The 25,486-nt window shown below is 52.2% G+C and carries 19 protein-coding genes and 2 tRNA genes; 12 read left to right on the top strand and 9 right to left on the bottom strand.

The genetic code is table 11. The annotated features are described in order from the left end of the window. Positions 1–117 precede the first annotated feature (117 nt). Positions 118–999: an SDR family oxidoreductase gene (locus tag K3T83_RS15520; RefSeq protein WP_220203877.1), complete on the top strand. Its 882-nt coding sequence runs from the start codon at positions 118–120 to the stop codon at positions 997–999. 97 nt (positions 1,000–1,096) lie between these two features. Here K3T83_RS15520 and K3T83_RS15515 read toward each other — a convergent pair whose 3' ends face one another. The 3 genes from K3T83_RS15515 to K3T83_RS15505 all read right to left on the bottom strand — a co-directional run bounded on the left by K3T83_RS15515 (position 1,097) and on the right by K3T83_RS15505 (position 4,825). After that, complete coding sequence (locus tag K3T83_RS15515) at positions 1,097–2,515, bottom strand: DUF512 domain-containing protein (RefSeq protein WP_220203876.1); 1,419 nt, start codon at positions 2,513–2,515, stop codon at positions 1,097–1,099. 423 nt (positions 2,516–2,938) lie between these two features. Next, positions 2,939–3,400, bottom strand: coding sequence for a hypothetical protein (locus tag K3T83_RS15510; RefSeq protein ID WP_220203875.1), 462 nt, complete (start codon positions 3,398–3,400; stop codon positions 2,939–2,941). A gap of 192 nt (positions 3,401–3,592) precedes the next feature. Further along, positions 3,593–4,825 carry a right-handed parallel beta-helix repeat-containing protein gene (locus tag K3T83_RS15505; RefSeq protein WP_220203874.1) on the bottom strand — a complete coding sequence of 411 codons (1,233 nt, stop codon included), beginning with the start codon at positions 4,823–4,825 and terminating at the stop codon, positions 3,593–3,595. Positions 4,826–5,178: 353 nt separating this feature from the next. Between K3T83_RS15505 and K3T83_RS15500 the strand changes: the two genes are divergently transcribed. The 3 genes from K3T83_RS15500 (at position 5,179) to K3T83_RS15490 (ending at position 8,135) form a co-directional block, all read left to right on the top strand. Next, positions 5,179–6,531: a DUF190 domain-containing protein gene (locus tag K3T83_RS15500; protein WP_220203873.1), complete on the top strand. Its 1,353-nt coding sequence runs from the start codon at positions 5,179–5,181 to the stop codon at positions 6,529–6,531. Positions 6,532–6,537: 6 nt separating this feature from the next. Next, positions 6,538–6,873 (top strand): DUF190 domain-containing protein, encoded by a 336-nt coding sequence (locus K3T83_RS15495; protein ID WP_220203872.1) that lies wholly within the window; start codon positions 6,538–6,540, stop codon positions 6,871–6,873. Positions 6,874–7,118: 245 nt separating this feature from the next. Continuing rightward, entirely contained in the window at positions 7,119–8,135 is a 1,017-nt protein-coding gene (locus K3T83_RS15490) for a zinc-binding dehydrogenase (RefSeq protein WP_220203871.1), read from the top strand. 111 nt (positions 8,136–8,246) lie between these two features. Here K3T83_RS15490 and K3T83_RS15485 read toward each other — a convergent pair whose 3' ends face one another. Further along, positions 8,247–8,435, bottom strand: a complete 189-nt coding sequence (locus tag K3T83_RS15485; RefSeq protein ID WP_220203870.1) for a hypothetical protein — start codon at positions 8,433–8,435, stop codon at positions 8,247–8,249. 87 nt (positions 8,436–8,522) lie between these two features. On the opposite strand from K3T83_RS15485, the gene K3T83_RS15480 reads away from it, so the two are divergent. From K3T83_RS15480 to K3T83_RS15465, 4 genes are all read left to right on the top strand, one after another. Beyond that, complete coding sequence (locus tag K3T83_RS15480) at positions 8,523–8,708, top strand: hypothetical protein (protein WP_220203869.1); 186 nt, start codon at positions 8,523–8,525, stop codon at positions 8,706–8,708. 54 nt (positions 8,709–8,762) lie between these two features. Beyond that, on the top strand, positions 8,763–9,614 hold the full coding sequence (locus K3T83_RS15475) for an SDR family oxidoreductase (RefSeq protein ID WP_220203868.1): 852 nt from the start codon (positions 8,763–8,765) through the stop codon (positions 9,612–9,614). A gap of 273 nt (positions 9,615–9,887) precedes the next feature. Beyond that, positions 9,888–10,028: a hypothetical protein gene (locus K3T83_RS15470; RefSeq protein ID WP_220203867.1), complete on the top strand. Its 141-nt coding sequence runs from the start codon at positions 9,888–9,890 to the stop codon at positions 10,026–10,028. Between the two features lie 335 nt (positions 10,029–10,363). Continuing rightward, positions 10,364–12,661 carry an amino acid permease gene (locus K3T83_RS15465; protein ID WP_220203866.1) on the top strand — a complete coding sequence of 766 codons (2,298 nt, stop codon included), beginning with the start codon at positions 10,364–10,366 and terminating at the stop codon, positions 12,659–12,661. 139 nt (positions 12,662–12,800) lie between these two features. On the opposite strand, the gene K3T83_RS15460 is transcribed toward K3T83_RS15465, so the two are convergent. The 3 genes from K3T83_RS15460 to K3T83_RS15450 form a co-directional block, all read right to left on the bottom strand. Continuing rightward, a tRNA-Met gene (locus K3T83_RS15460) sits at positions 12,801–12,873 on the bottom strand. 22 nt (positions 12,874–12,895) lie between these two features. Beyond that, positions 12,896–12,968: transfer RNA gene (locus K3T83_RS15455), tRNA-Met, on the bottom strand. An 18-nt stretch (positions 12,969–12,986) separates the two neighbouring features. Next, positions 12,987–13,187, bottom strand: coding sequence for a hypothetical protein (locus tag K3T83_RS15450; RefSeq protein ID WP_220203865.1), 201 nt, complete (start codon positions 13,185–13,187; stop codon positions 12,987–12,989). 400 nt (positions 13,188–13,587) lie between these two features. On the opposite strand from K3T83_RS15450, the gene ftsH reads away from it, so the two are divergent. The 4 genes from ftsH to K3T83_RS15430 all read left to right on the top strand — a co-directional run bounded on the left by ftsH (position 13,588) and on the right by K3T83_RS15430 (position 21,317). Continuing rightward, complete coding sequence (ftsH, locus tag K3T83_RS15445) at positions 13,588–15,582, top strand: ATP-dependent zinc metalloprotease FtsH (protein WP_220203864.1); 1,995 nt, start codon at positions 13,588–13,590, stop codon at positions 15,580–15,582. 608 nt (positions 15,583–16,190) lie between these two features. Beyond that, positions 16,191–17,939, top strand: coding sequence for an ABC transporter ATP-binding protein (locus tag K3T83_RS15440; RefSeq protein ID WP_236064905.1), 1,749 nt, complete (start codon positions 16,191–16,193; stop codon positions 17,937–17,939). After that, positions 17,936–19,711: an ABC transporter transmembrane domain-containing protein gene (locus tag K3T83_RS15435; RefSeq protein ID WP_220203863.1), complete on the top strand. Its 1,776-nt coding sequence runs from the start codon at positions 17,936–17,938 to the stop codon at positions 19,709–19,711. The genes K3T83_RS15440 and K3T83_RS15435 overlap by 4 nt, the downstream gene beginning before the upstream one ends. Before the next feature lie 559 nt (positions 19,712–20,270). After that, on the top strand, positions 20,271–21,317 hold the full coding sequence (locus K3T83_RS15430) for an aldo/keto reductase (protein ID WP_220203862.1): 1,047 nt from the start codon (positions 20,271–20,273) through the stop codon (positions 21,315–21,317). A gap of 85 nt (positions 21,318–21,402) precedes the next feature. On the opposite strand, the gene K3T83_RS15425 is transcribed toward K3T83_RS15430, so the two are convergent. Continuing rightward, on the bottom strand, positions 21,403–24,492 hold the full coding sequence (locus K3T83_RS15425) for a beta-galactosidase (RefSeq protein WP_220203861.1): 3,090 nt from the start codon (positions 24,490–24,492) through the stop codon (positions 21,403–21,405). A gap of 32 nt (positions 24,493–24,524) precedes the next feature. Further along, entirely contained in the window at positions 24,525–25,460 is a 936-nt protein-coding gene (locus tag K3T83_RS15420) for a carbohydrate ABC transporter permease (RefSeq protein WP_220203860.1), read from the bottom strand. Between the last annotated feature and the right edge of the window lie 26 nt (positions 25,461–25,486).

The raw sequence follows: 25,486 nt of genomic DNA, 5'->3' as shown, positions 1-25,486 counted from the left end.
GCCTTTTAGTTAGTATAGCGCAGCAAGATGGCATTGTCCATACAAAGAAGGATTTTCAAGAGGCACTGTTTTCTATACATGCCATGTAAAACTTGCTGAGCAAGAGGAGAGATTATCATGATTCTCGTTACCGGCGCAGGTGGACTAAGCGGGGCTATAGTCGTTCGCGAGTTTGCGCGCCAGGGATATCCTGTGAGGGCGCTTGTTAGAAGCCGAAGTCGTGCGAAAGCACAGGCATTGGAGGCGCTGTCTACTGTGGAGCTTGTAGAAGGGGACATGCTGCGTCCTGACACGCTTACAGATGCGCTTGCTGGAGTGGAGCGTGTGCTGCTGATCTCTTCCCCTGACCAACAAATGGTGGAGACTCAATGTACATTCATTGATGCAGCGAAAAAGGCTGGTGTGTGCCATATTGTCAAGTTCTCTGGACTGAACACAGCATTTGATTCGCCCTTTCTCTTTGCGCGGATGCATGCAGAAATTGAGCGCTATCTGGAAAGCTCGGGGATCGCGTGGACGCACTTGCGACCATCCCAATTCATGCAGGTGTATTTGCGAGAAGTACCAACTATCGTCGCCAAAAGTGCCTTCTTTCTCCCTCTGGAGGATGCAAAGCTTGCTCCTGTAGATATCGAGGATATCGCGAAGGTTGCCTGTATATTGCTGCATACGCAAGGACATGAGGGCAAGAGCTACGATATGACAGGGCCAGAAGCTCTGGACATGGCTGAGATTGCGGCACAGATTTCGCTTGCCATCGGTAAAACCATTCAATATGTCAACATTCCTCAAGCGGAAAGGAGGCAAGCGTTATTGGCAGCGGGAACTCCCTCCTACTTCTTAGACGCGCTCGATGTGCAGGCAGAACTGCGTCGGCAAGGAGATGAAGCAGTTGTACATCTTGAAACTCATACGGCGTTGAAGGTACGTCCTACTACGTTCGCAGAATTTGCACGCCGAAACGCAGCCGTGTTTCGAGGCGAGCTGGCAAGGTCTTGAGAGGAGGTAGATTGCATATCAGGAAGATTGATAGTAGGAATGCTGTGTAACGGCTTCGCGGGTTCTCCGAATGGAGAGAACCCGCGAATGGGATTTGTTACAAACGCGATTGTACGCGCACAGGTCTGCGTCCTATCCCTGTTGCCACCAGACCGGCCATCTCGCGGATCGCGCCGATCGTTTCCTGAGCGTTGCGCACAAATTCTACGCGTGTGGGAACCTTCTCCTTGAATTCTGCGACCGTGATATCGTCAAGGAAACGGGTGCCCTCGTTATCCAGCATCACGCGCGGCAGGAGAACCAGATCGCCCAGGTTGCCGCGTTCTTCCAGCGCTGCCAGTACATCCTGTCCACACAGCAGACCGGCGACGGTGACTTCGGCCCCAAAGAACTTGTTAGTGACGGCGATAACCTGAACCTCAATCTGTTCGATGCGGCGAATATCCTCAGCCAATCGCTCAATGACGGGGTAGGCCATTGTGCTTGTTACCAGCGTGATGCGCTTCGGCTCTGGCATTGCTGGTGGCAGTCGGCGCTTGCCATTTCCCCATTGTTCGAGCAGGTAGCGCGTCATGCCCACGCCGTTTTCAATCTGTGAATAGTCGCCATAGTGCGTGCCGGGCGGAAACTCGCGCCCGGTCAGGTAGTACCACTCGTCTGATAAGAACACGAAGGGATAACCCTCTGGATCGGCAGCCTCGAACTTGCGCTGATGAACCTCGACCTGCTCAATGATATCCTCGGCCTCTTCGCGTGTATAGTGGCGCAAGATCGGCAGGTCTCCGGTCTTGATCATGTTGTTATATTTCGTCAGACCAATTGGCACGACCGAGATCGACTCGACGATGGGGCGCAGCTCGGTCAGCTCGCGGATGCTGCGCTCAAGCTCTTCGCCATCGTTGATCGTTGGCATCAACACCAGCTGAGTATGACAGCTCAGGCCGAGATTACCAATACGTTGAATATGCTCCATGATCTCGCCTGCGCGTGGACCATCGACGATCTTGCGGCGTAGTTCAGGATTGGTGGCATGAACCGAGACGTAGAGCGGAGTCAGCTTTTGTTCGTCGAGGCGCTGCCAGTCTTGCTCTTTTAAGTTGGTGAGTGTAATGAAGTTCCCAAAGAGGAAGGAGTAGCGGTAATCGTCGTCTTTAATATACAGCGAGGAGCGCATTCCGTGAGTCAGACCCGGCTGGGGTGTATAGCGTTCTGGCAGACCTTTGATAAAGCAGAAAACACATTTATTGGCACATTGGCGGATAAAGGGTGCAGGCTCCTCACCGAACAACACGCCGAGATTCTCGTCAATTGATTTTGTGAGGCGCGCTTCATGCTGCTCTTGCTGGCGATCAAAGCCAATCAACAAATCTTCGTCTGCGACATAGAAACGATAGTCCACCAGATCGCGTATCAGGTGGCCGTTGATCGTTCGTATGAGATCGCCTGGTTGTAATCCGGCGCGATCAGCCGGGCTTTCCGGTACAACCTCACGCACCCATCCATACATTTTTGGCATTGAATTCTTTTCCTCAAGACTTTGTGGGGGGAACGGGGATTATCCTGCACAACCCCTGATTTTATTGATAGCTATCCGAGAGATTATACCCGCCGATGGAGGAATCGTCAAATAGTGCCGCTCAAATGGCAGGGCTTTCCAATTCTCCCATCTAGCGGGAGTGCAGAGGGCGGCAGCCCTCTGCCGGGGTGCGGGGTGTCCCCGCAAAAACCTTTTTTCTTCTCTTTTGCGCGCCGTCGCAGGCGGCGCGCGAAGGAGGGAAGGAAACTGGGGACACCCCAGACCCCGGCAGGGAGACCCTGCACCCCTTTGAGCGGAGAACTGGAAAGCCCTGGCTCAAATGGTTCACGTACTTGTCGTGAAAAACACGAAAGGCCATCTTTCAAACAAGATGACCTTTCAATGGTATATTCAAGATTTGCACTATTTTGACCCGCGATTAAATAGCATATTGACCGCGATAGTGGCAACAAAAAACAGGAACAGGGGAACGAGCAGCAACCAGGAGATTAACTCATTTCCACCGCCCGTCGAACTGTAGTAGCGTGCCATCGCCATGCCGTGTTCGCCCATGCGATGAAAGACGGCGACCCCGCCATCCGCTGTGTACATCATGTGTCCTGATCCGGCAAAAGCGGGAGCCGCGCCCATACGAGCATAGATGAACATCGCTGTGATTGATATAAACATGAGCATTCCCAGTGAGATCACAGCCAGGAATAGACGCTGGCTGTGCGTGGGAGACTTCTGTTCGCTGACTTGCTGGATCTTTTGACCGGCAATCTCACTGGCATAACTGCGATATCCAAATATTTCGTCCTTAAATGTTGACCTGGGTTCTTCCCGCTGACCTTCTTCAAAGCGCATCTCTTGCTCTTGTGACATGCCATTTTCTCCTTTGTGTTCGACAACACTCACTCATTAGCATACAACGTCCTGAAGCAGAGAAACGTTGCAATGCATTACTGTAGTCATATCTCGATTCGCCTGCCAGGAGAGTCTAGCACGAATTTCTTGATGTCTGATTGATTTAGCGCTACGAAAAAATGGCTATACAATCCCACTTTACACATCCTGCTAGGATTCAAATGGTCCAATATCAATGCCCTTGCCCTGTGGTCGTGGCTTGCCATCAAAATCGTTTGTGGGAGCACCCACTTTGGTTCCGTCATCGATGCCAGGGCTACCAGGCAGCAAATGAAAATCGCCGGTGCCATCTTCCTTAAAATTGACAAACTGTATTGGTTGCGTGATTGTACCTTCGTCTTTGCTATCTGCCGCCGAGGGCCACTCGCGATCCTCATCGCCAAAGGCTGCGTATCCGTTGCCATAGACGATATTATTCAAGAACTGATCGTGGGAGCCAACACCTTTGCGCTCACGAATACCGAGGATTGCATTGTGAATGACTATATTGTTGGACACAATAAAATTATCGCCTTTGTCGCCATCGTTATCGCTTTTGTTGGTGCCAACGCTGATGCCATGTTCTTGATTGTTGAAAACAAGGTTATTAGAGACCACCGTATCGGTTGCTGCGTGCCAGAGATTGATGCCAACTCCAGCGTTATCATAAGCGATATTATTGACGATATGGCCGCGCGCGTTGGAGTGATAGATAGCATGGACGTATTCGCACAATTTGGGGTAGGTATCGCCGATATGGAAGACGACGTTGCCAATAATATCATTATCATGTGAGTTATAGTTGCTATCGGTGACACCCGAGCCGCCAATGTTATCGCACTTGCCGGGAATATCATGAATACGGTTGCTAATCGTACGGGTGTAGGAGCCATAATTGACGACTCCATCGGTGCTGCCCTCGCTACTGATATCAAAACCAACAATATCGATATAGTCGGCTTTGGTTGTCCAGGGAATATCATCGTTCGTGGTTTTGATCTTCGCTTCCCATTTCTTATCAGAGACAAAAGTAATGCGTGCATTGGCGGTGCCATCTGTCTCGACAAGGACCGCATCGTTGTAGGTGCCAGGCTGCACATGAACCGTCGTTCCCGGTTTCACTTCATCGGCTGCTTTCTGGATTGTCGCAAAAGGGTGGGCTACGGAGCCATCATTATCATCGTTACCAGAAGGAGAGACGTAGAGTGCCCTGCCCCCGGGAACTGGAGGGATTGTAATCGATGTGCCACTGCCGTTCGCGTTCCCATTCGTGTTTCCGTTTCCTGTGGTAATTGGTCCATTTCCCACTTGTCGAATACCTATAACAATCAGAGAGATTGCGAGAATAAGACCTACCAGTAGCAGACTGCCGATAATATAAAATCTTGGTGGTTGGTTACGCATTGGTTTTCTCTTTCACACAAACATTTAGACAGGCTGATACCATCATACATGTGTTTTTTGCTGTTCAGCTAAAATAGGACGATTTGGCCTTCTATTGATAAGCTTTAGTATACTCCAATAACTGCTCAATTGGATATCCCCAATTTATTGCCTGTCGATCCTCTATATTCTATATACGTAGTTGTATTACGCAGGTTTACCGCGTGGTATTATTATCTGGTGCAATAAATGATCCTTGTCGCTATTATGATTGGCTCAGCGGTAGTTCAGATATAATTCGCTTCCGAATGAAGAGCGTATTTGTAGTTCCTATCATTAGTTACGGAGCTTTGCGGACGAAAGGGAGGTGCTATATGAGCTTGCTTCGTCGGGGAACAGCTCTGGTGCTGACGATCTATCTGGGCGAATCAGACCAATGGCAGGGCAAGCCAGCGTATGTTGCCATCGTCCAATTCTTACGTGAGCAGCGCTGTGCTGGGGCAACAGTGTTGCGGGCGCTGGCGGGATATGGAGCAGGTTTGCGGCTGCATGAACGGGGGGCCGGGCGCTGGTCCTCTGATGCGCCGGTCGTGATTCAAGTAATCGACCAGCCGGGACGTTTGCGGCGTTTGCTCCCTCATTTGCAAGAAATGGTCGGCGGGGGATTGATAACGTTGTATGAAGTCGAGGTTCACAAATACACACATGCCCGTTCGCGTGGCCTGCCGACCAATCTGCCAGTAACTCAGGTGATGGAGACAGAAGTTACAACGGTCCATCTTGATACACCAGTTGCGATGATCATCAACTTGTTGATGGATGCACCTTTTCGCGCGTTGCCAGTTGTTGATGAGCAGCGACATCTTCAGGGGATTATCAGTACTGGTGATCTGATTCGAGCCGATCTATTGCCGGTACGTCGAGGTGTGGCCCGGACCGCGCTCAGCTTGGATTCCCGGACAGCGGAAACTGTTGCCAACCCGCTTGCTCAGGCCAGCAATCTTCAGGCACAAGATGTGATGAATCGTCAGGTGCGGAGCATCTCCCGTGATACCCTCTTGAGTGAGGCGGCTCGTATGATGGTGGAGACTGGCTTGAAGCGCTTGCCGGTCGTTGGACCAGATCAGACCTTGCAGGGCATGCTCTCCCGCTCCGATATGTTGCAGGTAATCGTCACCAGTCCTTTGATGAGTACACAGGCCAGCTCGCGTACCCAACCGCTCACCCAGACAAAACCGCTTGCCAACATGCCGGTGCAGCAGCAGCCGGTTGTCGCATATATGCAAACAGAAGTGGCAACAGTTGATGAGCAGACGCTTCTCGCTGATGTTATTGATGCTCTGATCCTATCTTCCACGAAACGAATCGTTGTTGTAGACGCCGAGAGGCGCGTGCGAGGTATTATTAGCGATATCGATATACTCACGCGCTTGCAGGAAGAGGTGCGGCCAGGGATTGTGCGCCTCTTTACCAACTGGGCGCGAGGCAAACCCGGACATCTGCCGACCGGCGCGCTGCATACCTCTACTGGAAAGGTGCGGGTGGCCGCCGATGTGATGAACCGCGATGTGGTGACGGTGGGGGAGGAGAGCGAGACCGTTCAGCAGGCGCTTGAGAGAATGATGGCGACGGGCCGCAAGATCCTGCCAGTTGTCGATGCGCAGGAACATTTGCAGGGAGTAATCGGGCGCTCTGATCTGCTCCACCTGCTGCTGGAAGAAGGGTAGCAACCTATGATTATACAGACATGCAAGGGGAAACGTATCCGCATCTTCATTGGTGAGGCGCAAGAATGGCACGGCAAGCCACTCTATCGTGCCATCGTGGAAGCAGTGCAGCAACATGGAGCAGCAGGAGCGACAGTGATGCGCGGCATCGAGGGCTTTGGACCAGAGCATCACCTCTCGACGGAGCGCCTGCCCGATATCTCAGAAAATCTTCCCATCCTCATAGATATTATCGAGCGCACAGACCGCGTTGAGGCGTTGCTCCCCTTGCTCGATGGTATGGTTCAGCGGGGCATGATTACAGTTACCTCTGTTGAAATTATCTCTAAAAAACAATATTAACTTTTGATTGAGAAGCATCAAACTGCACTGAACGGCCTGGAAACGGCCTGATATCCCTGCTTGCATATACGCTCAAGATTTGTGCAGAAAAGTGGCGAATGCCTCTCTATGTTCTTTTGCATCCACCTCTTCGGCTCCTTATCCTGCTAGTTCTAATCATACGATTAATCAAGCGCTGGCTGTGCGATGAACCTACGCCTATACTAGCAAAGAGAATTTGAAGGAAAAGAGGAGCCTCTTTACTAATGAGTACTATGCGTGCAGTTGTTGTTGATCCTGACGTTCCGGAGCGTCTGGCGTTGCACGAGGTTGAGTCCCCGTCCCCCGCGCCAGCAGAAGCCCTGATTCGTGTCTCTGCCATCTCGCTCAATCTAGGGGAGGTACGTACGGCGCTTCTCCGCGCCGAAGCAGGATGGAGACCAGGATGGGAACTGGCTGGTGTGGTGGAGCAGGCCGCTGCCGATGGATCAGGACCATCGGTTGGAGCCAGCGTCTTTGGTATGGTCGGTTTCGGGGCATGGGCGGAACGTGTTGCGGTTCCTACCGCACAACTTGCAGAGATCCCTGATGGAGTTACATTTGCTCAGGCAGCGACGTTGCCGGTTGCGGGTCTGACCGCTCTCTATGGGCTGGAGAGAGGGGCTATACTGCTTAATCGAAAGGTGCTTATCACCGGGGGACCGGAGAATGTGGGTCATCTCTATGGGTTAGAAGGAGAGGCCATGTTGCTCAAGCGGAAAGTGCTCGTCACGGGGACTTCAGGGGGTGTCGGCCACTTTGCCTGCCAACTGGCCCGGCAAGGAGGCGCTCAAGTGGTTGCCCTGGTCCGACGTGCTGAGCGTGCAGCCAGTGTGCGAGCAATGGGGGTACATGAGGTGGTCATAGGAGAAGACGCCGAACTGACTCGCTCGTTCGGCCCCTATCACCTCGTTATCGATACAGTGGGCGGGAACTCTTTACGTACCGCTGTCACACTCCTGGAAACAGATGGCATCTGTGTGAATCTGGGAGCCGCAGAAAATCCAGATATGACGTTGCAGAATCGATATGGCTCATTCGACTCACCAGAAAATGGATTAGTCATTCGTGACATCAAGCCCAGGCGTGTGGCAAAAGACCTGGAAAGATTGGCTCAGATGGTGGCTTCAGATCAATTGCATCCGCACATTGGCCTGGAGGCTTCCTGGAGCGATGTGGCCGAAGTTACCCGGAGCCTTCTAGACCGTCGCATCACAGGAAAGGCGATCTTGCATGTCTCCTGAGAGTGTACCTGACTTTTTGTAGTCGTCTTTCCCAAATAAAGGATAGAACAACAGACACGACAGAAAGAACCTGCACCAGAAGCACTTCTGGTGCAGGTTCTGTAATTGCCTTCACGGTACAACATGGACGGTTATCTTCGTAGGAGTTACCCGAATCGCTTGAGAATAGTCAGCGGCCATCGATTCGGGCGTCCATCCCATACTCTGAACGAGCGCACCGTATTTTCCCAGATAGGCGGGCATCTTCGCGCTTATCTGTGGATCGTCGATCAGTTCCGCCGTCCCCTCGACGATTGCCACATCGGAGCCTCGATATGTGTGTCTCTATCCATCGGTCACATTCCCTCGTTTTGTTTTGTCTTAGTAATGACAGAGGAAACCTGGTCGATGCGAGAGACTCACTTTCATGCAAAGGCACTGGCCGGGCGACCCGCCAAAATCAATCTGAAGCGTCAAACAATCAACGAAATTCTACCAAGACGTCAGGGCGTCCTGACGAATCGACGACGGTTAAAGGAGAAGGTACTGGCTCGTTTGCGCGAGAAAGCAGAGCAACTGTTCTCTCATTTGTAAGTTGAGATCGTGGATGGAATGCGTTTCAGTTCCAGGATTGGAGAGATATTTATCATGGCAGCAATGAACATGCGAGGAAAAGTTTGTCTGGTGACGGGTAGCAGTTCGGGGATTGGGAAGGCGACGGCCAAAGAACTGGCCAGGTTGGGTGCGACGGTAGTGATGATCTGCCGCAATCGCGCGAAAGGTGAAGCGGCACAGGTAGAGATCAAAGCGGCGAGCGGAAATGCGCAGGTGGACCTGATTATTGCCGACCTCTCTGAGCTTTCCCAGGTGCGCCATGCCGCCAACTCGTTCACACAAAAATACACGCAGCTTCACGTGCTGATCAATAATGCCGGCGGATTGAAGAGCGAATGGGAAGTGACATCTGATGGATTGGAGTACGCCTTTGTCACCAATTACCTGGCTCCATTTCTGCTCACCGAACTGCTGCTGGATACGCTCAGAGCCAGCGTTCCAGCGCGTATCATCAATGTCAGTTCCGCCGGGCATGCCCTCGGGAGCATCGATTTTACTGATTTGCAAGGGGAAAGACGGTATAGTCCCTCAAAAGCCTATGCTCAGTCCAAACTGGCGCAACTCTATTACACCTATGAACTGGCTGATCGGCTCAAAGGTACGGGCATCACCGTTAATGCGCTCCATCCAGGAGCCGTAGCCACTAATTTCAATGACAGTCTGACAGGCTTTGTGCGTTTCATCGGGATGTTCAACAATTTTGTGGGAACAAGCCCGGAGAAAGGAGCGCAGACAACGCTCTACCTGGCAACCTCGCCCGAGGTGGAGGGAGTGAGTGGGAAGTACTTTTCCAAGAGCAAGGAGACACCTTCCTCCAAACGTTCCTATGACGTGACAGTGCGTAAACGTCTCTGGCAAGTGTCAGAGGAACTGGTTCGATCCTAGGCTCAATACAAATGGCATCCATTCGAACAAACTCTGAAGATTTGAGCGTGAATGGATGCCATTTGTATTTATAGCGAGAACAGGATCCGTTGTAACTTTTTCCATGCGGAGCTCGTTCTATCTTCTAAATGTTTATTTTCTTTGATTTTGATATTATCTTTCGTATTCAGCTTGTTAATTATTCTGCTCTATTCTGTTGCATCATATTATTTACTATATTATATGTTGCATCTGACCCTGGCATCAGCAGGGATGATAGAGGAGTATCAACTCATGCCGCATCAGCTCGTGCCCCCATCGGTTCCTGGCCTCAATGGTTTCGATCTGTCACCATTGCGCCCTTTGTCCAGCTTCTCGATACGATCCGCGAGTATGGGCTGGGGTGCCTGGAGCAAGGCGGAGAAGAGGAGATGATCCGCTAGGAACACGCGATGTATTATCTGGCACTCGCTGTTTTATCTTGTGTAAAATGTAACCGTATTTACCTGAGAAACTTCTCCCTTTCTTTGATAGACAACTTGACATAGAGATCCTTCACTGCTAGAGTAACCTCCATCACCAGTGATTATATAGATGCATGCAAATATACTGTATAAAGAGGGACAACACATGAAGAGAGATCTGTTAACTGTTTTAGAGGATAGCCAGCTTCTACGTTTTGATGATGCAATTGCTTGCAGTTGTATTAAATATTCAGAAAGATAGCATTTCGTGTTACGTTCTAACAATTGAAGAGAGGGGTGGTGTCTATGGAAAGCAAGGATATGTCAGTAGGAATGTACACTCCGACAGTTTTGCAAAATGCTCTTGGTCATCCATTGCATTCAGAGCAACGAGCTGGTGAGGTATTGCCCCGTGTTCTTTCGCCATTAGATATGCTCGCTCTTTTTATTGCCATCGTGATTTTTATTCCCAACTCGTCGGTTGTGCAGGCACAAGGCGCTGGGACTGCGACATATTTCTATTGGGTTCTCGGTACTGTCACGTTTCTGCTTCCTGGTGCCATCGTTTCTGAGCAACTGAATCGCTTTCTGCCGGTTGATGGCTCCATCTATGTCTGGACCCATCGCGCATTGGGACCACTGTGGGGCTTTTTAGCTGGTTTCTGCGCCTGGTTTCCGGGTCTTCTGGGAATGCTTGCTGCCAGTGCGACTATTGTCACGCTCATGCATGGTATTGCTGTCCAAATCCAGGGCAGTGGACTGAACTGGCTCGCAACTCCCTGGCAGCAGGGAGTTGCAGTGCTGGTCGTATTATCCCTCTCAGGTTGGCTGGCACGATTTCCTCTCACCATGCTGATGAAATGGGCAAAAAATATCATTACGTTCTACTGTGCAGCAATTCTGGTGGTTGGTTTGGCTGGTCTCGTCTGGCTGCTAACAGGGCATGCCCCACAAGTCTCACCGACCATGAGCAGTACTGGAATCGGTCAACAAGCCATTGGGCTGTATGGCGTGATCATCCTGTCATTGCTTGGGGTAGAAGTTCCTCTCAATATGGCTGCTGAAGCTCGTCAGCCTCATGCTGCGAAACTTTTTCTACGCTGGGGACCACTGATGGCACTCGTTGCCTATCTCGTTGGTACCTTTGGCGTCATGATGGTTGTTCCTCAAAGCGCTGCGAGTTTACCCTACTCAACGCTGACCGCTGTCACTCTTGTCTTTGGGATGCCTGCTGCTGTTGTGGTCGGTTTCATCTTTCTCGTTTTCTTTCTCTTTGTCATCATGTTGTATAACATGAGCTTTGCACGAATCTTGTTTGTCGCAGCTCTCGATTATCGTCTGCCCTCCCAACTTGCCAGAATTAACCGTCATGGCGCACCCTCCTGGGCCACCAACACTCAGACGGTTATTGTGATGCTGATTACGCTCTTGATCTATATTGTCGGTCCATTGCTTTATCCTGGGGATGGAGCAGCGCTCTCAGCCAGAAACTATAATGTGGTGCAGGCCATCACGACCATCATCTGGTGTATCTCTATGGTTATTCTCTTCCTTGACCTGCCTATTTTACTCATCCGCTTTCGTCGCTTGCTTGCCAGAAGCGTCAGTCAGCTAATCGCCCCTCCCTGGGTGCTGCATCTCTGTTGCTTCGTGGGAGGTGTGGCAAGCCTGATGGGGATCTGGACTACACTGAGTGCATCGTGGGATAGCAGCCTGATTTCTGATGAGCAATGGCGCATGACTATCGGGGTCAGTACCATTGTTTTTCTCATACTTGGCATGATCGCTGCTGCCTATCCACGTCTGCTGAGCAACATCGAAGAACAAACTGCCGTCGCCCGTGAAAATGCACGACTTTATCGAGAATTGCAAGTGGCCTATACCAGGCTGAGCGAACTCGATCAGCTCAAAGATGCCTTTTTGACCACGACCAGCCATGAATTACGGACACCGCTGACCATCGTGCAAGGGTATCTCGAACTGCTGAAGATTATGGAGGATGTCAGTGCTGAAGAACAGCGAGAGTTTCTCACAAAAGCATGCCGGGCTTGCGATGAACTGGTTGTGTTACTGGCAAACATTATGGATGCCAGTCGCATACAACTTGATACCGCTGCATTACACCTCACCAGCATCCCATTAAAAGAGGCAGTTCTTTCCATCGTCGATCTCTTTGAGCCGCTCATTAAGCAGGAGCAACGGACCATCATGTTCAATGGTGAGAGCGACATTTGCGTGCGGGCGGATGAGACCAGCTTAAAGCAGGTGTTGCACAATCTGCTTTCTAACGCCTTGCGCTACTCGCCAGCGCAGACCTCTATTCAGATTACGGCTGCAATTGAAGATGGGGATATGGTACGTCTCAGCATAAGCGATCAAGGTGATGGTATCCCGCTTGAGAAGCAAAGCATCATTTTCGAGAAATTTGTGCGCCTGGAGCGTGATACGCATGGAGAGGTTCGCGGCACAGGCCTCGGACTCTTTATCACTCGCCAATTGGTCGAGGCCATGTGTGGGACCATCAGGGTAGTCAGCAGCGGCATCAAAAACGAAGGCGCAACATTCTCTTTGACGCTCCCATTGGGCAAAGATGGTTCTCAATGAGCTTCATACGTTCTGGCACGAAGCTGAGAAGGTGAAGAAATTGGTGCCGTGTAGCAATTCGTCGGAGTTGCTATGAAAAATGGCATCCATTCACGCTCAAATCTTCAGAGTTTATGCGTGAATGGATGCCATTAAATTATAGCGGGAACAGGACTCGAACCTGCGACCTCCGGGTTATGAGCCCGACGAGCTAACCACTGCTCTATCCCGCGTCGTATGTCCGTCAGGTGATGATAGCGGGGGGAGGACTCGAACCTCCGACCTTTGGGTTATGAGCCCAACGAGCTAACCACTGCTCCACCCCGCGTCGGACATGTACAGAATACTACATTCGTTGTGGTCTGTCAAGTACTTCTCTGGCCGATTTGTAATTTTCGTACGATACAGCGAGACTCCAGCCGGACGTATGGCCGTTCCAGGAAGATTGGTCATGTTGCGATGATCTCTGTTCTTCACTCCCGATCAGCTGTTCGTAGAGAGCAGCCTGGGCAACCAGACGGTAGGGGAATAAAATGGCTCGCATCATTGTAATAGTCTATACCAACGATGAGTACATAATGGTTTCCCACCTCTGGCCCTCCTGTTTGAGTATGTTCTCTCATTGAGTACACGAATCGTAGATTCGTAACGTCTAAACAATATGTTCTCTATTATTTAGAAGCTCAATCGTAGCTATTGTAGAAGCATAGGATAACGTGGTGAAACCTTTGTTAAGCTGAAACGTAATCATAACATATCTCTAGTATACGTTGTTTTTCCAGTATGCTCGCCTGTTTTTGCTCTGATCGAGGAGACAGGGAGGTGGACGAAAATCAGATGTCCGTGTAATATACTAGAGAAATCATTATTCTGTGTCGCTAGATCCACTCTCTGTTCGGAATCTTCCGTTGGAAGCCTTGACAGAAGAAGAAAGCAGGTCTGAACCAATGGATGCTCAGGCTATATATACGTACCAAAACAACCCGAACGATCCCGCTCCCCGCGTGCCACCGCGCCTCGATAACAATGGTAGCAACGGCAATAATGGCGGTGGGCCACGAGATAGCGGAACTTCGCTGCTCATTCGCTCGATTGTGATTGTCGTTGTCGTCCTGATCGCATGGTATCTCTTCCAGTTTTTCACATCCAGCAGTAACAGCGCCAGCAATCCCAACGCGGTAGAGGTGCCATATAGCACTTTTTATCAGCAGGTTGAAGCTGGAAATGTGGAAAAGGTAACATTTCAGGGGCAGGATGCCTTTGGTGCTTTTAAAAGTGCTATAACCGTCACTGATCCCAATGGCAATAGTAAGACCAGCACGCAATTCCATTTTACGCAATTGCCGACGGGCGATCCCAAGCTGACGGAGTTACTCATTAAGAATAATGTAAGCTTCCAGGCCAAGCCTGTGAACGATAACAATATCTTGTTGGGTATCGTCTTTAACCTCTTGCCCTGGGTACTGGTCTTTGCCGTCTTCTACTTTGTGGCTCGTCGAGCAACCCAGAGCCAGCAGAATATTTTCAGCTTTGGCAAGAGCCGGGCGAAAATGGTGCTGGAGGATCGCCCGAGCACTACATTTGCCGATGTCGCCGGTGTTGATGAGGCAAAGAACGATCTGGTAGAAGTTGTGGAGTTTTTGAAAACGCCGCAAAAGTTCCAGCGTTTAGGCGGCAAAATTCCGCGTGGCGTGTTGCTGGTTGGCCCTCCGGGAACTGGTAAAACGCTGCTGGCGCGTGCTGTAGCTGGTGAGGCCAGCGTGCCCTTCTTCTCGATGAGCGGTTCTGAGTTCGTCGAAGTGCTCGTCGGCGTCGGTGCCAGCCGTGTGCGTGACCTGTTCGATCAGGCCAAAAAAGCCTCTCCCAGCATCATCTTTATTGATGAGATCGATGCCGTTGGTCGTCAGCGCGGTTCCAGCATTAATAGCAACGACGAACGCGAGCAGACGCTCAACCAGTTGCTTGTCGAGATGGACGGTTTCGATGCACGGCAGGCCGTTGTGGTACTGGCCGCTACCAACCGCCCCGATGGGCTAGATAAAGCGCTCTTGCGTCCTGGCCGCTTCGACCGCCGCGTGACCGTTGATCGTCCCGACTGGAACGGTCGGTTGGCGATCTTGAAGATCCATACCCGCGATGTGCCGCTTGCTGGCGACATTGATCTGATTACCATTGCACGTGCGACCCCTGGCATGGTTGGTGCGGATCTGGCAAATCTGGTCAACGAGGCGGCGTTGCTTGCAGCACGGCGCAATCTAGATGCTGTCAATCAGCAATGCTTCAGCGAGGCGCTGGACAAAGTGTTGCTTGGTGCGGAGCGTCCTCTGATCTTGAGCGATGAAGATTTGAACGTCATTGCTTATCATGAAGGTGGTCATGCTCTCACTGGTCTGTTGCAGGAGCATGTTGATCCTGTGACCAAAGTAACCATCGTGCCGCGTGGTCAGGCGCTAGGTGTGACGCAATACACGCCGCTGGATGATCGCTATAACTATTCTAAAGATTATCTGGAGGCGCAACTGGTAACTGCGCTGGGTGGACGCGCCGCCGAAGAGGTGGCGATTGGACGCATCACCACCGGCGCGGAGAACGATTTGCAGCGTGCCACAGCCATTGCACGTCAGATGGTAACGAAATGGGGTATGAGCGAACGCCTCGGCATGATCTCCTATAGCGAGCGCGAAGATCCCTTTGCCGGGACCGCCCTGGCTACAGGCTCCCGCGAATATAGCGAGCGTACGGCAGCAATCATTGACGAGGAGACCAGCCGCGTCGTCAACTGGGCGCACAATCGGGCCGTCTCGCTGCTAAGCGAGCATCATGAGACGTTGGATCGTATCGCCAAGTCTTTGCGCCTGTACGAAACCATCGATGCCAAACAGTTGCGCGATATCATGATCGAGACCGGCTCAATCAACGCCGCTCCCGCATCATATCGCTGATACGAGCTATAAAAAGATCCCCGCTGAGATCAGTCTTTTCTCAGCGGGGATCTTTTTTGATCTCTCTGGCGAAGCAAAAGAGCAGCTATCTCTAGAGCTTGCATCTCTGTGCGCAATCGCCCCAAGGCCTTCTCAAGGCTTGACTTTCAGATATATATAGGTTATGATCCATTCATCTTGTTTTTGGAGGTATCATTCATCATGCCTGTTACAGCTAAGGTGTTGCTAGGCTAAGCGAGCTGTGTCTACGACTAAACAAGGTCGTTTTTATGCGAATCATCGCGATGATTTCGCTTTTTACGTGTAACCATATTCTCTCTTAGATAAGCTACAGACTGATTTTTCTTGCTTCTGTAGACCTCTTTCTGGCTTTTCACAGCCAACCGCTTAGCCTCATAGGGCTACTTTTGCTTGCCTGCTCATTATTGTACGCAGTATGTAGCACGGTCTCCCATCCAGCATCACCACTCTCCACCACACATAGCCATGCATTATTGCAGGCTATTCTCTGTTTCTGTCGAGCAGGAAACATGCTGTACGCTCATACTGTGTGCATGCATGCTCCGCAAAATACATTCATATCGCTTTTGAGCGAAAGGAAAAATAGATTGATATATGGTCAATTGAGGCGCTACTGGCGATTGTTGGCTCACTATCTACGATCCCAGTGGCTATGGATGGGCCTGTTGGCTGTAATTCTGATCGGTACTATCTGTCTACAGGTGCTCACACCACTGGTGGCGAGCCATTTCATCGATCAGGCTACCTCTGGCGGCAATCTGCGTGATTTGATCTTTCTGGCACTGTTGAGTATGGGTCTGGCGCTGGTGGGACAGGGATTGGCCGTCGCCGAAACTTATGTGGCCGAAAATGTGAGTTGGGCAGCTACCAATGCGCTGCGTGCTGATCTTGTCGCTCACCTGCTGCGGTTGGATGCCACGTTTCACACGGCTCATACGCCGGGCGAGTTGATCGAGCGTGTGGATGGCGACGTTGCGACCCTGGCTCGCTTCTTCTCACGGTTTGTGGTCTATGTGCTCGGTAATGGCATTTTGCTGGTGGGTGTGCTTGGGCTGCTTTATCACGTGGACTGGCGGGTAGGTCTGGGGATGAGCGCTTTTGTCTTGCTGGCCTTAATCGCCATGCTGCGCATTCATGCCGTTGCTACACCCTCCTGGGCCGCAGATCGCCAGGCCAGTGCTGATTTCTTTGGTTTCCTGGGCGAGTACATTGCCGGATTGCAGGATATACGATCCAGTGGGGCGGGCGCTTTCGTGCTGCGTCGTTGCGCCGAAGTAATGAGGTCGTGGCTGGCCGTGACACGCAAGGCTCAGATGTGGGGTTACGGTATGAGCGCTACCAGCCAGGGGCTGTTTGCACTTGGTACGGCGGTTGCTTTTGCCTTGAGCGCTATGCTGTTCAAGGAAGGTACGCTGACCATCGGCACTGTCTATCTGATCTTTCAATGCACTGAAATGTTGCGTCAGCCAACCGAGCAGATCCGCAACGAAGTACAGGACTTGCAACAGGCGGACGCCAGCATGATTCGCATTGAGTCGCTTCTAGGTACGGTATCACGTGTGATCGATGGACCTGGAGCCGCGCTGCCGCCTGGTCCGTTAGCGGTGGAACTTGACGGCGTCTCATTTAGCTATGCAGAGGATGCTCCGACTCTACGCGACATCAGCGTCTCGCTTGCACCGGGCCGCGTGCTGGGTGTAGTGGGACGCACCGGTAGCGGTAAGACAACATTGACACGGCTCCTCCTGCGCTTCTATGATCCACAGGCTGGTGTTGTTCGCCTGGGGGGTGTAGATCTGCGCGAGGTTCGCCTTGCGGCGGTGCGCTCTCGCATTGGCCTGGTTACTCAGGAAGTCCATCTCTTCCATGCCAGCATACGTGATAATCTGACCCTCTTTGATGAGAGCGTGCCAGATGAACGAATTAGTTCTGTATTGGATACTCTAGGGCTGGCTGATTGGCTGCGAGAGTTGCCACACGGATTGGATACCTTGCTCTTGCCTGATGGTGCTGGACTCTCCGCTGGACAGGCGCAGGTGTTGGCCTGTGCCCGCATCTTGTTGCACGATCCCGATCTGGTGATTCTGGATGAGGCATCCTCGCGCCTGGACCCGGCTACAGACCAGTTGGTACAGGCTGCCCTAGGCCAACTGCTCAAGGGTCGTACTGGTATCATCGTGGCACATCGGCTGGCGACTATCGCATATGCTGACGACATTCTGGTTCTGGAGGATGGGCAGGTGCGCGAATATGGGTCGCGACTTGCCCTCGCGGCTGACCCCACCTCGCGCTTTGCGGAGTTGCTGCGGGTCGCAACTGTGGAGGTTCCCCTATGAAGCAACTCCCAACGTGGCGCTACCTGATGGAAATGGCCCGTTACAAGCCCTGGCTCTACCTGCTTCATGGGGTTTTGTGGGGGACATTCAACATGTCGTCGCTGCTGGCGGGATTGATCGCCCGCGCCTTCTTCGATACGCTTACCGGGCAGGCACATATGCCGGTGGATGCAACAGGGCTGATAGTACTACTGGTAGTGCTCGCCGTGAGCCGTGTGATTGTGTGGCTGACAGCTGGCTTTGTCGAAATCATCATGCGGTTCACGATGAGTGCGCTGCTGCGCCTCAACCTGCTGCGGCACGTTCTGAAACGTCCCGGTGCTCATGCTCTGCCTTACTCGATAGGTGAGACCATCAGTCGCTTTCGTGACGATGCTCATCAAGCTGAGGACAATCTTGATTGGACCGACGAGATCGTGGGTCAGGGTCTGTTTGCTGTGGGGGCATTCCTGGTGCTTCTGCACATTGACGCCCGTATGACCCTGATTACCATTCTGCCCCTTGTGCTCGTGGCGATAATTGCACAGCGGGCGAGCGTAGCTTTGGGCCGCTATCGTGCAGCCAGCAGCCAGGCTACCAGTCAGGTTACAGGAGCCATCGGCGATATTCTGACGGCGGTAGAGACGGTGCAGGCTACGGGAGCCGAAGAGCGAATCATGGCGCACTTCCGCCAACTGAACGATCAGCGCCGTACAACTATGCTGGCTGATCGTCTGGCGACACAGGCTCTAGATGCTATCACTGCTAACGCTGCCAGCCTGGGTACAGGTTTGATCATGCTGCTGGCCGCTGGTAGCATGAGTAATGGGAGCATGACGGTGGGTGACTTTGCTCTGTTTGTCTCGTATCTGGGATTCATTGCTGACTTTACTACTGGAATCGGTCAATTCCTGGCCCACTATCGGCAAACAGGCGTTGCTTTTACACGTATGGGTGCTTTGCTGGGTGATGCTCTACCATCTGCACTGGTGGAACACACACAATTACATTTGCATGGTCCCCTACCTGCCGTGCCACTTCCAGAGCGCAACGATGCCGATCAGTTGATCATTGTCGAAGCGCAGGGGTTGACCTATCGCCATCCGCAGTCGGGGCGCGGTATCGTCGAAGTAGATCTGAACTTGCCTCGCGGCAGCCTGACGGTAGTGACGGGGCGTGTTGGTGCGGGCAAGACAACACTCTTGCAGACCCTTCTAGGATTGCTGCCCCGTGAGTCTGGCGAGATCTGGTGGAACAGCCACGTTGTGGATGATGCTGCATCTTTCCTTGTGCCGCCTCGCGCAGCATACACGGCACAGGTGCCACGCCTTTTTAGCGAGACGCTCAAGCAGAACATCCTGCTGGGACTACCCGACGACTCTGCGGCCCTGGCGGCTGCCTTGCGTAGTGCCGTTCTGGAACACGATGTGCAGGCATTAGAGGCAGGGTTGGAGACGCCAGTAGGCACCCGCGGCGTTAAGCTCTCAGGTGGTCAGGTACAGCGTACGGCGGCGGCACGCATGTTAATGCGGGGTGCCGGGCTGCTGGTGATCGACGACCTATCTAGCGCCCTGGATGTCGAGACCGAACGTATCCTATGGGAACGTATCTTTGAGCGTGACGATGCAACTTGCCTGGTGGTCACGCATCGCCGTACCGCTCTGCAACGTGCCGATCATATCATCGTTCTTAAAGATGGTAAAATCGATGCAGAGGGCACATTGGATGAGCTGCTAGTGACCAGTGAAGAGATGAGGCGGTTGTGGCGGGGCGATTATGGGAATGAGGCATAAATAGAGGTTACATGCCCATTGTTGATGATGAGTTTTTACAATCAAGATCGGGAAGGCTTTTCCTGGGCGCACATCCCGTGTATGGCAGGGGCGATGGCTTGTCCTCGCCCGCGACCCACATCATGCCTCCTGGGGCGAGGACAAGCCATCGCCCCTGCCATACACAGATTCCTCCTCGTTTCCGATTTTGGTTGTTAAAATTCATTATCGAGCGGGAATGATGGACATGCAATTGCCGCTCAAGCATTACGTCCGCTTTCAGGACAATTTGCCAGCCTGTTGCTCGCCGTTGTGATGACGGTTGCGACCACTGCCTTCTTCTGCACTCTGGGGAAGTCTTGAAGTCTACAACAATAAATTAGCGCAAATGATGAAAAGCAACCTTTTTGATTATGCATATATCATCTCACCATCATAGTAAACAAGTATTGGACATATCAGCAGTATAGCATTATAGTCAATGAGAAAGAAGTTTACGCTTGTTTTTGGAGATATTATATGTATATCTCCCTGCATTTTGATATGCGCTTTACGTAGAAAAAATGAGGAGTAAAGCATAGTGCAATATGCAATGTTAGGCAAGACAGGTCTGGTTGTATCGCGTTTTGCTTTGGGTACAGGAAATTTTGGGAAAGGTGTACAGCATGGCGGTGCCGGTCATATGGTGGATCAACAACAGGCTGACGCTATTGTTGCGGCCAGTATTGAGGCTGGCATAAACTTTTTTGATACTGCCAATGTCTATGGATCTGGTTTTTCTGAAGAGATTCTTGGGCGTGCGCTGGGAGCGCAGCGCAAAGAGGTGGTTCTTGCAACGAAGATTGGTCGGCGCACGAGCAATGCACTCATCGATGCGGGACTCTCTTATCGCAATGTGATTGCCGCTGTCGAGGCCAGCCTGAAGCGTTTAGATACCGACTATATTGATCTCTTGTATCTCCATATTTCTGATCCACTCACTCCATATGAGGAGACGGCTCGTGGACTCGATTATCTGGTTCAGCGCGGCCTCGTTCGCTACATTGGCTTCTCCAATTTCACCAGCTGGCAGGCGGCCAGTTTTCTAGCAATCCAGCAGCAGAATCGTTATGCATCATTTGTTGCTGGACAAATGCAGTATTCTTTGTTGGAGCGCGGTATTGAGTACGAGGTTGCGCCTTTCTCACAGTATGCGGGGTTAGGGCTGCTCACCTATAGTCCGTTGGCAGGAGGATTCTTGACCGGAAAATATACTCAGGAGAATCCAACTGGTACTGTTGCCGGGCGAGAGGGAAGGCTGGCCTTTTCCGCACGCGCTTCCGACCGTGAAGCTGCGAATGCCATCGTAGAGAAACTGCATGAAATCGCAGCCCATCGAGAGGCAACCCCTTCTCAAATCGCTTTGGCATGGTTACTGACAAAGCCGTATGTCACCTCAGTTATTCTAGGAGCAGGCACGCTTGAGCAATTCTCGGACAATGTGAAAGCCGCCGATTTGTCGCTCTCGCCAGAGGAAATCGAGGCGCTTGGCTCGCTGACCGCATTAAAAGAAATTTACCCTTATCTCTTACCTGGAGGTGGCCGCGATCGTATGATAGAGCGGGCATTAGGTCATCAGGGAGTTTAACTGACTTCAGGTAGAAGAATATGGAAAGGGTGAGGACAAGTCATCGCCCCTTCCATATTCTTCTACCTGAAAGAATCATATTTGATCATACAATTGCAACACCACCAAAAGCCTCAAACGTAGCATCATTTTTCACGATCACGGCACCGGCTCGATTAGAAGCTACCTCTACCTGAATGCCAGCTTCGTCCAGCGTGACCTGCTGACGTGCGGCGCTTTCGGATACGAACAGAATGAGCGTGCCATCTTTGAGCGGCTTGCGGGCAACGAGCAGAGGACTCTCCGCCTGCGTCTCTCCTCTCACAAAACCGGCTTCCCCCAGTACGAACTGGTACACCTGCCATAGAACACCGGGACTGTCGGATAGCTCCAGCGGCAGGCCGGACCAGATAATACGACCGCTCCCTTGTTCTGAGATGAGAAGCTGATTATGATTTTTACGCACATAGGCTATTTTTGTGCCACCAAAGGTCACGCGCAGCTTCTCGCCGGATGGTAGGTGCAACTCTTCATAGCGACTCACCGGCTGCTCAATCAGATCGCTCTCAAGGCCTGCAAAGAGATCGGGATGTATCGCGAGGTTATGGATATCGCGGGTGATCGTTCCGCTGACAAACAGCGTAGCACCGCCTTCTACATAGTCGCTCAAGATCTGCCATGCCTGTTCGGAGAACGTTTGCACGCCTGGCACGAGTAAAAAGCGTGGGCTAGGCTGCGCAGCAAGCGCAGCCTGCAACTGATGCTCTCCCACCACCTGTGGGATGATGCCGAGATCGTAGCCCAGCGTGCGAATTGCACGACGCGTAACCTCTAATGCGAGATCAGAGCGCAGGAACCATTGTGAGTAGGGAACCACCAGCCAGAGATCGGGAACGCTTTCAGGCTCGATGAGTTGCCGTTGGAGGGCTTGCATTAATTGTCCAACGCCTAGCATGGCTTCGAATTCGGGCTTGATGCTACCATCGGCTCGCACCAGTCCGATGCTGTTCTCGTTGTCGTTATCCATATAGCTGTTGATGTGCCAGAGCCATTGGATCAGTCCGGCTCCGCGTCCGATCAGGCCCGTGATCAGTTTGCGCTCAAGCAGATCTGCGCACTCTTGTTCGCTGCGCCAGGGACGACCGTCGACATCGCGCACCAGCATCACGCCAGTCTCTTGAATCAGATTGGGCTTCTCAAGGGTCTTGTCGAGCAGCATATCCCAGAGGAGATCGTCGGTATTCCACCAGGGGTGTGTGGTCGTATAATCGACGGCGGGCGCGTAGAACTGCGGCGTCGGGCGCGTCCTGCCCTCATCCTGCCCCACACCTATCAGCATGTGATTGCCGGTAGCGCGGATTGTTGCATACATATCTGCCGCCCAGATAGCAAACATCTCCTGAGAGAAGTGTGTGAAATCCATAACTTTGAGCATATGGCGTGCAGCAGCGTTATCCATGATTGAGAAACTGTAATCGTTGAGAGCCGGTGGCGTGATCTGCTCCCAGCTTGCCAGATCAGTGGGCGACAAACGCCAGCGCAGTTGCAGATCGGTCAGGGTATAGCGTTCGGCCAGCCAGCGACGAAACGCGGCCTGCTCAAGACGATCATAGTTTGGTATAGCCCGCTCCGCAAAGATCTGTTTGGGATCACCGAAGCTTGGCTCGTTAATCAGATCCCAGGAGAGTAGATGCACGTCGGCATAACGGCGCGTTAACGTGGCTATGAAGTCGCGCTGGCCCTGGAGAGAGCGCGGATCGAGCCAGGGATTCTTGCCCTCGAAAAGCGGTGGGAAGAACGTAAAGAAGGTGAAGATAACCTGGATATCGTGCTTGCAGGCCGTTAGCACAAAGGCATCCAGCGCTCGCAGCATAGCCTCACTTGTCACGCCGACCGTTGGCATAAATTCGCGCCATGCCGACCAGATACCTGTGCGGATAAGATTGATGCCCGACGCCTTCATCTCCGCGAAATCAGCATCCCAACGTGCAGGATTAGGCAGATGCAGGAATTTGCGCTGGACGCGGCTGTCCATGTATGTTGTGCCAAAGAGAGGAAATATCTCGCCGTTTTGATAGAGATAATCTCTGCCAGCGGTCAGGCGTTTCCCGTGCGTACTCTCGACCAGCGCCTCGTCCCAGACCCAGAAGCCCGTCTCTAGAAAGAGCGACGGACCATTTGCAACAGTATAGCGCCCCTCTACGCGATAGAGGCCCGGCTGTCGCAACCCTGGTAATGCAACGGTTGTTTCCTGGCGGAGCGTTGAGGCTGGCAAGGTCACTCTCAGATGTTGTGGCTCGCGCTCTGCAAAAGGTGTATGTAGCGTGAGATCGATCTGTATCTCTGCCGCTTGTTCGGTATAGGAGCGTGCTGAGACGACAAGCGAAGGGGCTTCATGTGGCCAGTAGGAGGCCAGCGTCGGACGCACATCCAGCAACGTACATCCTGTGTTTGCCAGAGCTATCATGCGTCGAATAGCCTCTTCGTTGCGGCACCATGCCTGTTCGGTGGCTGGTTGCCAGGGAGAGATCAACCAGCGTCCTCCCTGGAAGCGTCCATGTTGTTGATCCAGTAAGAATGCCGGGGTTGCGCGGCGCAGCATTCCATAGGAAGATGTGCTGGTGGCAAACAGGAGCGGCGTCAATAGCGTATCCAGTGGCCCACCTGACCCTAAATCTTCGGGATGATCGGAGACCTGGCACAATTTGGGGTAGCAGGACCAGAAGGTATCGTTTTTGCCGTCTTCAGCAAGAGAGAGCGGACAATCGGCAAGAAACGCGGCGCTATCGGCTGCGACTAACTGAAGGTCGGTCGATGCCAGATCAAGCTGAAAGAAGGGGCCGAGATAGAGTTGGTCGGTATATGTCTGCTGCTCAGGTTCAGTATCGCCATCTGAGCGGATTGGGCGCGTAAAAGGCATGCCGCCGAAGACAACCAGGTTGCCGCCAGTTTCCAGAAAGCTCAGAATGGCGCTCCACGCCTCTTTGGGAAAATAGGGGCCGTGAAACGAGATCAGAGTGCGGCAACCCTGAGCCAGTTTCGTTGCCAGTTCTGCGGCATCTGCAACCTGAAACTCGCCTGGGATGATCCGGGCGAGCGTTGTTTCTGTATACAGATGCGGGTATGATGGTTCATGAAAAACGATTATGGATATGGGCGTGGATGGTTGATCCGCGCCCGGGTAAGTGTACGACATAGTTTTCCTTGATGCCTCCTGGTAAGAAGACATTATTTTATTTCGGCGATGGCAACACCACTATCAATGTATCGTTGTCCAATCGCATAGAGTATCACCGGAACGGCCAGCGCAACAACGGTCGCCGCCATCATCTGTGGATAGACGGTCGTATAGCCATTACTAAAGTAGAGCAGGCCCAACGGGATCGTGCGATTGCCCTGACTGCTCAAATAGACCAGCGGGTTCCATGCATCGCGCCAGCTTGAGAGAAACGTAAAGATCGCCACCACGATAAAGACCGGTTTCGACTGAGGCAAAATGATGTTCCACCAGATGCGCAGGTTGCTGCATCCATCCAGCCGGGCGGCCTCGTCCAGTTCGCGCGGAAGATCCATAAAGAACTGACGGAACAGAAAAATGTTGAAAGCCGAGCCGAAGAGTTGCGGAACCATGATCGGCAGAAACGTATCGATCCAGCCGAAGTTCTTAAAGGTGATGTATAGCGGAATGGTGAGTGCCTGCGATGGCAACATCAGCGTTGAAAGCATCAGCACAAACAAAAACGAGCGTCCAGGGAACTTGAATCGCGCAAAGCCGAACGCCACCAGCGAGGAGACAATCGTGTTCACGACCATCGCATAGAGCGCCAGAAACACGCTATTGAGAATGTAGCGTGCGAAACTGTACACACCGAACGCCTCGGCATAGTTCGACCAGACAAACGGATTGGGTATCCATTGAATCGGCGAGGCGTAATATTGCCCGGTGGTCTTCAGCGATGCCGAGATGAGCCACGCAAACGGCAGCAGCACGATAAACGCGGCCACTATGAGTATTACATAAGTAATTACCATGCTCAATCGTTGAAAGAGACGGCCCCGCTCGTAGAGGTCTTTATCGAGTTTGCTCGGCCCGGTGTGCGTGTTGAGAGAAGAATCCCCCGGTGTAAATGGTGGCTGGGGTGACTTTTGCTGTCTGGAAAGCATAACCTTACCTGTCCTTTCTTGTGCCA

The organism is Reticulibacter mediterranei (assembly GCF_016587455.1).
The sequence above is the reverse complement of the archived record's forward strand: the minus strand, read 5'-3'. Positions and strand labels throughout refer to the sequence as shown.